This window comes from Allobranchiibius sp. GilTou38, from assembly GCF_017565325.1.
Taxonomy (GTDB): domain Bacteria; phylum Actinomycetota; class Actinomycetes; order Actinomycetales; family Dermatophilaceae; genus Allobranchiibius; species Allobranchiibius huperziae.
Genome location: NZ_JAGEKN010000018.1, coordinates 1 through 13,431 on the forward strand (window position 1 = coordinate 1; position 13,431 = coordinate 13,431).

Below are 13,431 nucleotides of genomic sequence, written 5' to 3' on the forward strand. Positions count from 1 at the left end.
TGCGCGCCCTGTCCGCACCCGCACCACAGCCCTGCACTGTTGACACCACAGAACACGCGGCACCCGAATGGGACACCCGCACGCCCGCCAAGCGCCGGGCCGATGCCCTAGTCCGACTGGTCGATACCGCGGCCGGGGTGGTGGACGGCACGGCCCCGCGGCCGGTCGGGGAGTTCGGCGGCACCGCCAAGATCCTGGTCACGATGGATTACGCGACGTTGTACGAGGGGCTTCGCGACGCCGGCCGGCTCGGCCAACACAGCTCAGGTGGAGGCGGATTCGCACCGACCTACCTGCCGGGTATCGGGCGCACCACCGACGGTGAGCATCTCGACGCCGGGACTCTGCGACGGATGGCGTGCGATGCGGATCTGATCCCGGCTGTTTTGGGCACCGAGTCGGAACCGTTGGACGTCGGGCGCGCGAAACGCCTGTTTACCGGCGGACTACGCACCGCGATCATCCACCGCGACCAGCACTGCACCTTCCCCGGCTGCGAAAGACCACCCGACTGGTGCGATGCCCACCATGTGAGGCCCTGGTGGGCCGGCGGCGAGACAACACTGACCAACGCCGCACTGCTCTGCGCCCGCCACCACACCATCGTGCACCGCGACCTGCTCACCGCCCAGGTCACCACCACCGGCGTCACCTGGGACCTCACTCCCGGACTCATGCCCACCCGACCCGGCCAGAACCCACCAGCCTGACGCTGACGCTGTTTACGTTCGTTGACGGCGTTGCAACACCGTCAACGAACGCGAACACCGTCAGCGTGCGACGTGGGGCTGGCGGTGCGGACGAACGCTAGAGGGCTAGCCCGACGTACTTGGTCTCGAGGTACTCCTCGATGCCCTCGAAGCCGCCTTCACGGCCGTAGCCGCTCGCCTTGACGCCGCCGAACGGTGCAGCCGGGTTGGAGATGATTCCCTGGTTGACCCCGACCATGCCGTACTCCAGGCCCTCGCTCACCCGGATCGTGCGGGAGAGGTCGCGGGTGTAGAAGTACGACGCGAGGCCGTACTCGGTGGAGTTGGCGCGGTCGATCGCGTCCTGCTCGTCGGTGAAGGTCTGGATGGCCGCGACCGGTCCGAAGATCTCCTCCCGGACCAGGTCGGCGTCAGCCGGTACGCCGGTCAGCACGGTCGGCGGGTAGAAGAACCCCTCGCCGTCGCCGGGCTCTCCGCCGCAGACGACCTTGGAGCCGCGCTCCGCCGCGTCACGCACCAGGGCGGCGACCTTGTCGACCGCCTTGGCGTTGATCAACGGTCCGACAGTGACCCCGTCGTCCAGGCCGTTACCGACGACCATCGCGCCCATCCGCTGGGCGAGCTTGTCGCCGAACTCCTGTGCCACGTCAGCGTGCACGAGGAACCGGTTGGCCGCCGTGCATGCCTCGCCGATGTTGCGCATCTTGGCGAGCATCGCCCCGTCCACGGCCGCGTCGACGTCGGCGTCCTGGAACACGATGAACGGCGCGTTGCCGCCCAGCTCCATCGACAGCCGCAGCAGCTGGTCGGCGGACTGCTCGACCAGTTTGCGGCCCACCGCGGTGGAACCGGTGAAGGTCAGCTTGCGGGTGCGCGGGTCGCGGATGAGCGGCTCCATGACGCCGCCGGAATCGCTGGTGGTGACGACGTTCAGCACGCCGGCAGGTAGCCCGACCTCCTCCAGCAGTTGCGCCAGCGCCAGCATCGTCAGCGGCGTCTCGGCGGCGGGCTTGACCACCATCGTGCAGCCGGCCGCGATGGCCGGCCCGATCTTGCGGGTGCCCATCGCCAGTGGGAAGTTCCACGGCGTGATCATCAACGTGGGACCGACCGGAGCCTTCATCGTCACCAGCCGCGTCGCGCCGTTCGGTGCCGTCGACCAGCGACCGGAGATGCGCACCGCCTCCTCGGAGAACCAGCGGAAGAACTCCGCGCCGTAGGTCACCTCGCCCTTGGACTCGGCCAGGGGCTTGCCCATCTCCAGCGTCATCAGCTCGGCGAAGTGATCGGCACGCTGGGTGATGAGCTCGAACGCCGACCGCAGGATCTCTCCGCGGTCGCGCGGCGGCGTACGCGCCCAATCCGCCTGTGCCGCAGCGGCGGCCGCGAGCGCCGCGACACCGTCGGCCGGGGAGGCGTCCGCGACGGTCGCGAGTGCCTTCCCGCTGGCCGGGTTGTCGACCGTGAGGGTCTTTCCGCCCTCGGCGTCACGCCACTTCCCACCGATGAACAACTGCGTTGTGACCTGCTCGACCGCTCCGGTCATGTCATCTCCTCGTCGAACGCCGTGATGAATCGCTCAGCTGTTGATGTTGGCCATCACGTGCTTGATGCGCGTGTAGTCCTCGAACCCGTAGCGGCTGAGGTCCTTGCCGTAGCCGCTGTGCTTGAAACCACCGTGCGGCATCTCGGCGACGAGCGGGATGTGCGTGTTGATCCAGACACAGCCGAAGTCGAGTGCCTTGCTGACCCGCAGCGCGCGACCGAGGTCACGCGTCCACACCGATGACGCGAGGCCGTACTCCACACCGTTCGCCGCCCGGATCGCGGCCTGCTCGTCCTCGATGCGCTGCACCGAGATGACCGGCCCGAAGATCTCGTGCTGACTCATCTCGTCGTCCTGGGTGAGCCCGGAGACGACGGTCGGCTCCAGGAAGTAGCCGTCGCCGAGACCGCTCATCCGGTGCCCACCGGCCGCGATGTTCGCGTGGTCGGGCAGCCGGTCCAGCATCCCGGTCACGTGCGCGAGCTGGTTGGCGTTGTTGACCGGGCCGAAGAGCGCGTCCTCGTCGTCCGGCAGGCCCACCTTGGCCTCGTTCTTCGCGTACGCCGCGAGCGCCGCCACGAATTCGTCGTGGATCTTGGGCGAGACCAGCACCCGGGTGGCTGCGGTGCAGTCCTGCCCGGCGTTGAAGTAGCCGGCGGTGGCGATGCCCTCGACGGCGGCCTCGATGTCGGCGTCGTCGAAGACGATCACCGGAGCCTTGCCGCCCAGCTCCAGGTGCACCCGCTTCAGGTCGCGCGATGCGGCCTCGGCGACCTGCATGCCCGCCCGCACCGAACCGGTGATGGCCACGAGCTGCGGGGTCGGGTGCTCCACGACCTTCGCACCGGTCTCACGGTCGCCGGTGATGACGTTGAACGTGCCCGCGGGCAGGAACGGCGCCGCCAGCTCGGCCAGCAGCAGTGTGGTCTCGGGGGTGGTGTCGCTGGGCTTGAGGACGACCGCGTTGCCCGCGGCGAGCGCCGGCGCGATCTTCCACATCGCCATCATCATCGGGTAGTTCCACGGGGTGACCTGGCCGACCACACCGATCGGCTCGCGGCGGATCCACGAGGTGTGCCCGGCGAGGTACTCCCCTGCCGACACACCCTCCAGCACCCGCGCGGCGCCGGCGAAGAAGCGCAGCTGGTCCACCATGGGCGGCACTTCCTCGGATGCCGTGAGCGCGAACGGCTTTCCGGTGTTCTGCGCCTCCAGCTTCACGAAGTCGTCGGCACGCGCCTCGATGGCGTCGGCGAACTTCAGCAGCGCCTGCTGGCGCTCGCTCGGGGTGACCTGGCCCCACTCGGCGAAGCCCTTCTCGGCCGCCGCGTACGCCGCGTCGACGTCCGCCTGGCCGGAGATCGGCGCCTGCGCCACGACCTTCGCGGTCACGGGGCTGATCAGGTCGAGGCGCTCCTCGCCTCGACCGTCGACGTACTCGCCGCCGATGAAGTTGCGCAACTGGCGGGGGGAATCGGTCATGGTGCTGCTCTCCTTGTGGCTGCGAATCATGGGCGTCGTGTTCGTACTAGCACTCGATGACGTTCACCGCGAGCCCGCCCCGGGCGGTCTCCTTGTATTTCACGGACATGTCACGACCGGTCTCGCGCATGGTCTTGATGGCCTTGTCCAGGCTCACCGTGTGGATCCCGGTGCCGTTGCGGGACAGGCGTGCCGCGTTGATGGCCTTCACGCTGGCGATCGCGTTGCGCTCGATGCAGGGGATCTGCACCAGCCCGCCGACGGGGTCGCAGGTGAGCCCGAGGTTGTGCTCGATGCCGATCTCGGCGGCGTTCTCCACCTGGGACGGCGTGCCGCCCATGACCTCGCAGAGGGCACCGGAGGCCATCGCACAGGCCGAGCCGACCTCGCCCTGGCAGCCCACCTCGGCGCCGGAGATCGAGGCGCCCTCCTTGAAGAGGATGCCGATCGCGGCAGCCGTCAACAGGAACCGGACGATGCCGTCGTCGTCCGCGCCCTCGACGTAGGTCGCGTAGTAGTGCAGCACCGCGGGGATGATCCCGGCTGCACCGTTGGTGGGCGCGGTGACGACCCGGCCACCGGAGGCGTTCTCCTCGTTGACCGCGAGCGCCCACAGGTTGACCCAGTCCATGACCCGCAGCGGGTCGTCGCGCAGCTCACCGACCGTGAGCGCGGCATAGAGGTCAGGCGCCCTGCGCGGCACCTTGAGGCCGCCGGGAAGGCAGCCGCCGTGCCGCAGTCCGGACTGCACGCACTCGCGCATGACCTGCCACAGATGCAGCAGTCCGGCGCGAATCTCCGGCTCGGTGCGCCAGCTGAGCTCGTTGTGCAGCATCACCTCGCTGACACTGATCCCCTCCCGCTCGCAGATCGCCAGCAGCTGCCCACCGGTGGTGAAGGGGAACCGCACCTGCGTGTCGTCCAGGACGACGCGGTCCGCGCCGGTCGCCGCACCGTCGACCACGAACCCGCCGCCGACCGAGTAGTAGGTGCGCTCGAGTAGCAGGTGATCGCCGTCGTACGCCTCGAAGGTCATGCCGTTGGGGTGCGCCGGCAGCGACTTGCGCCGGTGCATCACCACGTCGTCCGCTGGGTCGAAGCGGATGGGTCGCTCACCGCCGAGCAGCAGCTCACCGACCTCGCGGACGGCAGCGACCTGCTCGTCGGCAGTGTCCGTGTCGACCGTCTCGGGCACCGCGCCCATCAGGCCGAGGACGACCGCCTTGTCCGAGCCGTGCCCGTGACCGGTCGCGCCCAGGGACCCGAACAGCTGCGCGCGCACCCGGGTGACCCGGTCGAGGATCTCGGTGCGGCGCAGCCCCGCGACGAACGTGCCGGCCGCGCGCATCGGGCCGACCGTGTGGGAGGACGAGGGGCCGATCCCGATGGAGTAGAGATCGAATGCACTCAGAGCCATGGCGTGCCACCTCCTGCAGGTCGGGTCGAGCCGTGTCCCGGCCGACGTCGCGCCGACCTTCGCAAAGTACCGCTGAGTAGGCTATCCGACAACGAAATCGGTCTCATACGCCTTGCCTACCTCCGAATTTCGTGAAAACCTACCGGTGTGAACGATGCTATTCGTACCTCGCCGGTGATGCTCGACGACACGTCGAAGGCCATCATCGCGCGCCTGCAGCAGGACGGTCGCGCGGCCTACTCCTCGATCGCCCGCGAGATCGGCCTGTCCGAGGCCGCCGTCCGCGGACGGGTGCAGCGGCTGCTGGACGCCGAGGTGCTGCAGATCGTCGCCGTCACCGATCCCGCCCAGGTGGGTTTCCGTCGGCAGGCGATGATCGGGTTGCGCGTCACCGGCGCTCTGGGCGACGTCGCCCAACGCCTCGGCGAGCTGCCCGAGATCGCGTACGTCGTGATGACGGCCGGCCGCTTCGACCTGCTCATCGAGGTCGTCTGCGAGGACGACGAGCACCTGCTGGAGCTTCTGACCGACACGGTCCGCACGATGCCGGGCGTCACCGACACCGAGACGCTCGTCTACCTGAAATTGCACAAACAACGCTACGACTGGGGCACGAGATGACCACAACTGCGCAAGAGACCACCGCACACGCCACGTCCAGCACCGGCGCGGGCACCACGCCTGCCGGCACGCCACGCTACGAGGCGGCCCGCGACCATCTCTGGGGACACTTCACTCGCCAGTCGGTCTACGAGCCGACGTCCTCCGGCGGCCAGGGCGCCAACGTGCCCGTGATCGTCAAGGGCGACGGCGCGTACATCTGGGACGCCGAGGGCCGCAAGTACCTCGACGGCCTCGCCGGCCTCTTCACCGTGCAGGTGGGCCACGGCCGCGAGGAGCTCGCGCAGGCTGCGGCCAAGCAGGCCAAGGAGCTCGCGTTCTTCCCGATCTGGTCCTACGCGCACCCCTCGGCGATCGACCTGGCCGAGCGGCTCGCGGCGTATGCGCCCGGCGACCTGAACCGGGTCTTCTTCACGACTGGCGGCGGCGAGGCCGTGGAGTCGGCGTGGAAGCTCGCCAAGCACTACTTCAAGTTGCAGGGCAAGCCCGGTAAGCACAAGGTCATCAGCCGCGCGATCGCCTATCACGGCACCCCGCAGGGCGCCCTGTCGATCACCGGCATCCCGGAGCTGAAGGAGATGTTCGAGCCGCTGGTGCCCGGCGCGTTCCGGGTGCCGAACACGAACATCTACCGCGCTCACGACGACCTGCGCGACGACCCGAAGAAGTTCGGTCGCTGGGCCGCCGACCGGATCGGTGAGGCCATCGAGTTCGAGGGCCCCGACACCGTGGCCGCCGTCTTCCTCGAGCCGGTGCAGAACGCCGGCGGCTGCTTCCCGCCGCCGCCCGGGTACTTCGAGCGGGTCCGGGCGATCTGCGACGAGTACGACGTCCTGCTGGTCTCTGACGAGACGATCTGCGCGTTCGGCCGGATCGGCGAGATCTTCGCCTGCCGCGACTTCGACTATCAGCCCGACATCATCACCTGCGCCAAGGGCATGACCTCCGGGTACTCCCCCATCGGTGCGATGATCGCCAGCGACAAGCTGTTCGAGCCCTACAAGCACGGCACGACGGCGTTCCCGCACGGCTACACCTTCGGCGGTCACCCGGTCTCGGCCGCGGTGGCGATGGCCAACCTCGACATCTTCGAGCGCGAGGGCCTGACCGAGCACGTGCACCAGAACGCCCCGGCGTTCCGCGCGACGCTGGAGAAGCTGAAGGACCTGCCCATCGTCGGCGACGTCCGCGGCGAAGGGTTCTTCTACGGCATCGAGCTGGTGAAGGACAAGGCCACCCGGGAGACGTTCAACGAGGACGAGTCCGAGCGGATGCTGCGCGGATTCCTCTCCAAGGCGCTCTTCGACGCCGGCCTCTACTGCCGCGCCGACGACCGTGGCGACCCCGTGGTGCAGCTGTCCCCGCCGCTCATCATCGGGCCCACCGAGTTCGACGCGATCGAGGGCATGCTGCGCGACGTGCTGACCCGCGCCTGGGACATGCTCTAGGCCTCATGCACGACCGATCAGGGTCGTCGCGCGCTCTATCGGGCGCGCGACGACCCTGTTCGTCCGTCAGTGACTGCCCCTAACCTTCGGCGCATGTCCCGCGCGGTCACCCACCAGCAGGTCGCGCGGATGCGGCTGGCCGCGCAGTGCCTCGCCGGACGATCGCTGCCGACGCCCGAGGACGTCGTGCGGCATCTGACCTGCACCCAGTCCCAGGACTGGCGCGCCTGCCGCATCGCCCTCGCGGCGCGCACGACTGCGCGTTCGGCGCAGGCCGTCGACGCGGCGTACGACGCCGGCCGCATCGTGCGCTCCTGGCCCGTCCGCGGGACGCTGCACACCGTGCTCGCCACCGATCTGCGGTGGTTGCTGGCGCTGACGTCCGACCGCATCCGCGCGCAGTACGCCACGCGTCTCGCGGGCCTCGGGGTCGACGCCGCGCAGCTCGACGGGGTGCGTGACCTGACCCGCGAGCTCTTGCACGGCGGTGCGGCGCTAACCCGCCGTGAGCTGTTGGACGCCTGGACCGCGGCGGGCCTCGACGTCAGCGGCCAGCGGGGCGCCCACCTGCTGGTCGACCTGTCGATCGACACGGTCGTCTGCCTCGGACCGATCCGCGACGGGGTCCAGCGGTTCGTTCTCTGCGACGAGTGGTTGCCGAAGGTGCAGCCGCCTCCCGACCCGGTCGCGGCCTGGGCACGGCGGTACCTGCTGTCCCACGGTCCGGCCGCCCGTGCCGACTTCCTGTGGTGGACCAAGCTTCTACTTCGCTTAGGGTGTCGCTATGGGAAGGACACGAGGCAGGCGGACACAGCGCCAAGACGACCAGACCGCCGTGATTTATGCGCGGCTGTCGCGTGACCGCAAGGGCACGAGTGAGGGTGTGGATAGGCAGATCGCCGCCTGTCGGGACCTGTGCGCCAGCAACGGCTGGGAAGTGGCCGACACATACGTGGACAACGACATCTCAGCGACGACCGGACGACGGCGGCCTGAGTTTGAGCGGCTACTCACGGACGGGCCGACCCGCATCGTTGTCTGGCACACGGACCGCCTTGTCCGACTGACCAGAGAGCTAGAGCGGGTCATTCAACTTGGCGTGCCAGTGAATGCGGTCACGGCTGGGCACTTGGACCTGAGCACTCCTGCCGGTCGGGCCACGGCGATGACCGTCACGGCGTGGGCACAGTACGAAGGCGAGCAGAAGACCCTGCGTCAGGAGTTGCAGTCTGACCAACGCGCCGACGCCGGGATGCCGAAGTGGGTCTACCGACCTTTCGGCTACAACCGAGACCTGAGCATCCGCGAGGAAGAGGCTGCGCTCCTGCGGGCGGCGTACGAATCGGTCATCGCCGGGATCGGCGTATTCAAGATCGCCAGGTCCTGGAATGACCAGGGCGTACTCACGTCGCAGGGTCGGGCGTGGTCAGGGCAACGGCTGGCCGAAGTGTTGAAGTCACCGCGCAATGCCGGGATTCTCGTCCACCTGGGGGAAGAGCACGGGTCCGGGAAGTGGGAGCCCATCGTCAGAGAAGCGACCTTCCGCGCCGTGGCAGACATCCTGAGCCGTCCCGAGCGGCGCGCTGGCGGCGTGAGCAGACGGTCCCGGCTCCTGACGGGCGTAGCCACCTGCGCCAAGTGCGAGAGCAACGTCAAGGGCAGTTCCCGCGCGCGCACCGGTCCATTCAAGGGCGAGGCCACCTACTCCTGTGTGAACGGGTGCTTTAGCCTTCCGGAGCCCTGGGTGGACCGGCTGGTCCTCGCGGCGATGCCTGCCGTCCTGGCCGATCATCAGCGCCACTGGTCCACCTTCACTGGGCAAGACACCGACAACAGCGCGGCCCTCATCACCGAGCGGGCACAGCTAGCCGAGCGGCTCGAAGCGCTTGCGGACGACTACGCAGACGGCGCGATCACCCGTGAGCAGATGCACCGGGGAACTGAGCGCGTCCGAGCGCGTCTGGATGAACTCGACGCCGAGCTAGCCACCGTGGGAGAGGCTGCCAGCTTTGCCCACCAGCTAGCCGATGAGGAATACGTGTGGCAGGTGCTCACCGAGCGCGGGAACGACGAAGCGCGAGCCCTCATCGGTGCGGTCTGCACCATCACCCTGCACCCGCGTGGGAAGGGCCAGAAGGGCCTGCGGGATGACCTTGTGGACATCAAAGTCAAGGGCACGGGCAAGCGGCCACGACGATAGAGGGGAACTCGAAATGCTAGCGAGCCCGCCAAGCATTGAAGCTGACCGGGCATGAAACTACGCCGCGATCTTTGAGATGACGAAAACCCATGGATGAAGACGCCATGGCAAGGCCGCACCCTCTTCCTTCGGATCCCCCTTCCAGCATGACTAACTCAGGTTCGCGATAAGCACCTTCACCGCAACAGTTAGCGCCGGAATCGCCGCACGCTCAGCTAACCGTCGAAGCGCTCCTGTCCGCTCCTGAACGAGTCGACCGCGCTCTCCCCCGTCCTCTCCGAGAGCACGCTCCGTATCTTCCAATGAGAGGGTCAGATCCTGCCGGAGGTCATCGTCCGCGATCTGGCCTATCTCCTGCCTGAGGGTTGCGAGTGCGTCCGCGACATCCCCATCGTGATGACTCTGATCAACGACCTGCTGAACATGCCTCCCTTGCCCGACGACCCCTTGGTTGTTCTCGGCATTGACGGTGTAATTGTCGCTCACGTTACTGACTCCTTGATTTATGAAAAGGGTGACCGCTCGGTCGGTAGCTTCGGTCGTAGGGGTGGCCAGATCTTGGTCGTATGCAGCCAGCTCGGTAACCAACTCGACAAGGGCAGTGCGTACGCGCCCCACGAGAGCGCGGATGGAGGCAGAGGATACTGTGAAATATATTCGGTCGACGTGTTGAAGCGAGTCGCTGCTACGATTCATGTATAGACGTGCGATTTCTAGCGAGCCGTGCCCCATCTTCGTGAACCCACCCTCAACCCTCCCAAGACTCTCGATTTCTTCAAGTGGTTGAGTTAGTGGCAGCCGCTCCGGAACGCGTTCGCGAGCATCCTTAGGCAGGTCCCAGACGCTCATCGCTTGGCCTCTGATCTGAGAATATCCAGATATGCCATCTAACGCTATGGCTGCCGCCAAGCGTCGGTAGTCAGGAACATTGTCAGGCGACCCGTAACCGTTGAGTTCCTGACGCGCCCAACTCTTGAGCTTCTCCGACTTTGCCTCCCCTCCAAGCGCCAAGGCTGTCCTCAGCACGTCAGTCGTGGCAAAGTCGGGGTCAAGGGCTTGCGCCCGCAAACGAGCGAGCACAGTTTCAGTCGTCACTTGGACATTATGGTCGACTCGACCTGACTGGCCACGCGCACCGGTCCCGATGGGCCCGCTTCAGAGGGCAAGTGCTGTCCCAATCTGCCCTGAGTGGTGAACCCAAGGCACGAGGTTTGACAGGTTCCGCGACTCAACTTCACGAGCGGAGTCCAGCCAGCGGTCGCACTGTCTGCGTCCGGGACGCGGGTGTCAGTGGGCCGGGTGACACTTGCGCGGACTTGACCAAGAGCGAGAGGACCGAGATGACTTACGCATTTCACCAGCAGGGGTACTACCGGGACCAGGTCGTCACCATCACCAAGGCGCCCAACTGGGTACGCCTGGGGTGGCTGGCCAATGGCACACACATGGCCAATGGGCACGCGACCTTCAGCCCAGGTGAGATCGCGGACTGGCTCGGCAAGATCGACCTGGAGACCGGCCAGGTTCTGGAGCCTCTCCCACGCAATCGGGTGAACGACGCTATCCGGGAGGCAATAGCAAATGGAATGGTTGCCGAGGGGTCGTGTCGTCAGTGCCTCATCGTTCCGTACCCCGGAATCTGGCAAGGGCCAGGGAGCGACGCTGCGCCGTGCCCGATCCATGCAGACGCTCTGGACAGGCGACTCCTCGCGGACGCGGCAGCGGCTCTGGCACGCGAGCGCGAAGCTGAGGCGACCACGAGTCACACCAAGGAGTACCGAGACGGCCGGCGTGACCTTGATCGAATGGATGCCTTCGCCCGTGGCGGCACCCCTGGTGCTGGCACTAGGCCCAAGTCTTGGACGCGTGGCTTCGTTCAAACGACCGGATAAACCGGCCACCTGACCGTGCAGTTGCAAGGCTAGAGGGCACCTCCTTATTGGCTATGCAATCCGACGTTGCAGTTCTGGCCCTACAGGCCCGAGTGCCAAATGCCCTGGGTTCGTCGGCGGCGGCGGTATCCGATAGGCCCGCGAGCCCCTAGGCGAGCGGGAACCGGTGACCGTAAGCCGCTTCACGCCCAAGCTCGACCTCGTTCAAGCGCTGGCGTTTCCGAGAGGAAGCAACGCGCAGGATCAAGGGCCTAGCCCAGAGACCACGTCCTGGACCTGGAACAGACCGGGCCCTGGGTCTGACCCTGGAACAGAACCCCAACCGTGATCTGGACCTGGACATGGACCCCGGACAGAACCAAGGACCTGGACCTGGACCTGGACCTGGACCTGGACCTGGAACAGACCTAGACCTGGGTCTGGACCTGGACCTGGACCTGGACAGAACCGGGGACCGGGACCTGGGTCTAGACCTGGAACAAAACCGGGACCGGGACCTGGGTCTAGACCTGGAACAGAACCTCAACCGTGACCTGGACCTGGACCTGGACCTCGACCCCGGACAGAACCGGGGACCGGGACCTGGGTCTAGACCTGGAACAGAACCTCAACCGTGACCTGGACCTGGACCTGGACCTGGACCCGGACAGAACCGGGGACCGGGACCTGGGTCTGGACCTGGAAGAGAACCGGGGACCTGGAACAGAACCTCAGCGGGGCCACGACCTGGGAGTCAGCCTTCCTAGGTCCCTGGTCTCTAAACTGTGGAACAAGACCAAACTCGAGACCACTCATTGGCCTGCTAAGTTAGTTCCAAGCGTCCGACTGAAGGTCCTAGGTCTAGAATTGGGTCTAAGGACCGGAAGTAGTGAAGCCGGAGACCTGAGCGCGTTAGGGATGTCGGGTCGGATTCTCTACGGGGGGAAGCTATAAATGGGCAACTCTGGTGAGTCCTTCCGGGATGAGACTCGTCGGTTGCGTAGATGACCCGCCCCCAGCGGTCGTCACCCATCCGTCGAGAGCCTCCTTTTATGAAGGCTTATCTATCAGCCCGATCCGTGGGGCTGGGAAATATTGGGACCGAGACTCGCCGCGAGATATGGTCTAGGTTGCCACGCGACCAGGCGCTGGTCTTGCTAGCGCAAATGTTGGCTGATGTGGATTTGTCTGTGCTTCCCGGACCCATTCAGTACGAAGCCGACGAAGCATGGGCATCGCGCGTAACAACTCCATCTCTAAGGACGCGCATCCAACTTGGTCTACGGCCCGTGTCGGGCCGCCAGAGTGTCCTGCTGGCACCGCAGTTGCTGCTTTCTGCCGTCGGGGAGGCTATTCGATTCTGCCCTGATGGGATCCAAGAGGATTCCTTCAAAGGCACGGACGGCATCTTGGCGTGTCTGCTCGGCATAGCTGACGACCTCGAGGTAGGCGATGACGCTCTTGCCAGCTCTCCCCCAACCGCCGAGCTGTGGGGCGGCCTTGATCCGCGCCTCGCAACCGATCTTATCGCCAATCAGCACTTCAACCGGTACTCTCCGCTGCATCACCTGATGGCTGCGGCGGAGCGCAGGTGGAGTGAGCACTGGCCGAGTATCACCCCAGCCGCAGACGTATCCGGGGTCGGAGGACAACCTGATCAACTCTTCCTCGAAGCTACTGGCGTGGATCCAAGCACGCTGCATCATGTAGCTGTTCATTTGTTTGTTCAGTGTATGCGGCACAGATATTTGCGATTCCCAGAAGAATTCTTCTCGAGAATTGGCCTTGACGTGGACTCGACCCACAATGTCTTAAACCTTATAAGCACGGACGCCGCCAGCCTGGGACGCGCGCTCGATGGCGAGTCTGCGTTATCGCGGTGGTCCTTCGATCCCATGCGTCGATGGCCCCTCTTGCGACTTGACGATGGTTGCTATCTGATATTACGACTTGGGTGGCTTATCGAGCGTGGCCTGAGTGATATCACCTACTTCGACATCCGAGAGAGTCTTCGCAGGTTCGATGTTGAACATACCTCATCTCGAGTAAAGCACTTCGACCGATGTATTCAGGCGCGGTTGGAGTATGACGTGGGTGAGGCCCTTAGGAGAACATTTGATAGACGCGGCGGGCAGG

10 protein-coding genes are annotated in these 13,431 nt (G+C 66.0%); 5 read left to right on the forward strand and 5 right to left on the reverse strand.

Annotated elements, in window-relative coordinates:
• Nucleotides 1-710: HNH endonuclease signature motif containing protein (locus tag JOB34_RS16965; protein ID WP_208053813.1), on the forward strand; the 710-nt coding region annotated here is incomplete at its 5' end.
• Between the two features lie 97 nt (nucleotides 711-807).
• On the opposite strand, the gene JOB34_RS16970 is transcribed toward JOB34_RS16965, so the two are convergent.
• Genes JOB34_RS16970 through JOB34_RS16980 form a run of 3 tightly spaced genes read right to left on the reverse strand, consistent with a single transcriptional unit; the run spans nucleotide 808 to nucleotide 5,155 of the window.
• Nucleotides 808-2,256: an NAD-dependent succinate-semialdehyde dehydrogenase gene (locus JOB34_RS16970; RefSeq protein ID WP_208053814.1), complete on the reverse strand. Its 1,449-nt coding sequence runs from the start codon at nucleotides 2,254-2,256 to the stop codon at nucleotides 808-810.
• 33 nt (nucleotides 2,257-2,289) lie between these two features.
• On the reverse strand, nucleotides 2,290-3,738 hold the full coding sequence (locus JOB34_RS16975) for a gamma-aminobutyraldehyde dehydrogenase (RefSeq protein ID WP_208053815.1): 1,449 nt from the start codon (nucleotides 3,736-3,738) through the stop codon (nucleotides 2,290-2,292).
• A 46-nt stretch (nucleotides 3,739-3,784) separates the two neighbouring features.
• The gene (locus JOB34_RS16980; protein WP_208053816.1) at nucleotides 3,785-5,155 is read right to left on the reverse strand and encodes an L-serine ammonia-lyase; all 1,371 of its coding nucleotides are present in this window, start codon (nucleotides 5,153-5,155) and stop codon (nucleotides 3,785-3,787) included.
• A 177-nt stretch (nucleotides 5,156-5,332) separates the two neighbouring features.
• Here JOB34_RS16980 and JOB34_RS16985 point away from each other — a divergent pair, with 177 nt between their 5' ends.
• The 4 genes from JOB34_RS16985 (at nucleotide 5,333) to JOB34_RS17000 (ending at nucleotide 9,424) form a co-directional block, all read left to right on the forward strand.
• Nucleotides 5,333-5,776 carry an Lrp/AsnC family transcriptional regulator gene (locus JOB34_RS16985; protein ID WP_208053856.1) on the forward strand — a complete coding sequence of 148 codons (444 nt, stop codon included), beginning with the start codon at nucleotides 5,333-5,335 and terminating at the stop codon, nucleotides 5,774-5,776.
• Complete coding sequence (locus JOB34_RS16990) at nucleotides 5,773-7,224, forward strand: aspartate aminotransferase family protein (RefSeq protein WP_208053817.1); 1,452 nt, start codon at nucleotides 5,773-5,775, stop codon at nucleotides 7,222-7,224. Before JOB34_RS16985 ends, JOB34_RS16990 begins: the two co-directional genes overlap by 4 nt.
• 93 nt (nucleotides 7,225-7,317) lie before the next feature.
• Nucleotides 7,318-8,085, forward strand: a complete 768-nt coding sequence (locus JOB34_RS16995) for a crosslink repair DNA glycosylase YcaQ family protein (RefSeq protein ID WP_208053818.1) — start codon at nucleotides 7,318-7,320, stop codon at nucleotides 8,083-8,085.
• Complete coding sequence (locus JOB34_RS17000; RefSeq protein ID WP_208053819.1) at nucleotides 8,060-9,424, forward strand: recombinase family protein; 1,365 nt, start codon at nucleotides 8,060-8,062, stop codon at nucleotides 9,422-9,424. The genes JOB34_RS16995 and JOB34_RS17000 overlap by 26 nt, the downstream gene beginning before the upstream one ends.
• A gap of 150 nt (nucleotides 9,425-9,574) precedes the next feature.
• Here the strand turns inward: JOB34_RS17000 and JOB34_RS17005 are convergent, their stop codons facing one another.
• The gene (locus JOB34_RS17005; protein ID WP_208053820.1) at nucleotides 9,575-10,519 is read right to left on the reverse strand and encodes a hypothetical protein; all 945 of its coding nucleotides are present in this window, start codon (nucleotides 10,517-10,519) and stop codon (nucleotides 9,575-9,577) included.
• Between the two features lie 2,056 nt (nucleotides 10,520-12,575).
• Entirely contained in the window at nucleotides 12,576-13,013 is a 438-nt protein-coding gene (locus tag JOB34_RS17010; RefSeq protein WP_208053821.1) for a hypothetical protein, read from the reverse strand.
• Between the last annotated feature and the right edge of the window lie 418 nt (nucleotides 13,014-13,431).

What these genes read in the sequence shown, in the direction of transcription:
- JOB34_RS16990 (WP_208053817.1), top strand. Translation starts at nt 5,773, where the DNA reads ATGACCACAACTGCGCAAGAGACCACCGCACACGCCACGTCCAGCACC.
- JOB34_RS16970 (WP_208053814.1), bottom strand. Translation starts at nt 2,256, where the DNA reads ATGACCGGAGCGGTCGAGCAGGTCACAACGCAGTTGTTCATCGGTGGG.
- JOB34_RS16995 (WP_208053818.1), top strand. Translation starts at nt 7,318, where the DNA reads ATGTCCCGCGCGGTCACCCACCAGCAGGTCGCGCGGATGCGGCTGGCC.
- JOB34_RS16980 (WP_208053816.1), bottom strand. Translation starts at nt 5,155, where the DNA reads ATGGCTCTGAGTGCATTCGATCTCTACTCCATCGGGATCGGCCCCTCG.
- JOB34_RS16975 (WP_208053815.1), bottom strand. Translation starts at nt 3,738, where the DNA reads ATGACCGATTCCCCCCGCCAGTTGCGCAACTTCATCGGCGGCGAGTAC.
- JOB34_RS16985 (WP_208053856.1), top strand. Translation starts at nt 5,333, where the DNA reads ATGCTCGACGACACGTCGAAGGCCATCATCGCGCGCCTGCAGCAGGAC.
- JOB34_RS17010 (WP_208053821.1), bottom strand. Translation starts at nt 13,013, where the DNA reads ATGAACAGCTACATGATGCAGCGTGCTTGGATCCACGCCAGTAGCTTC.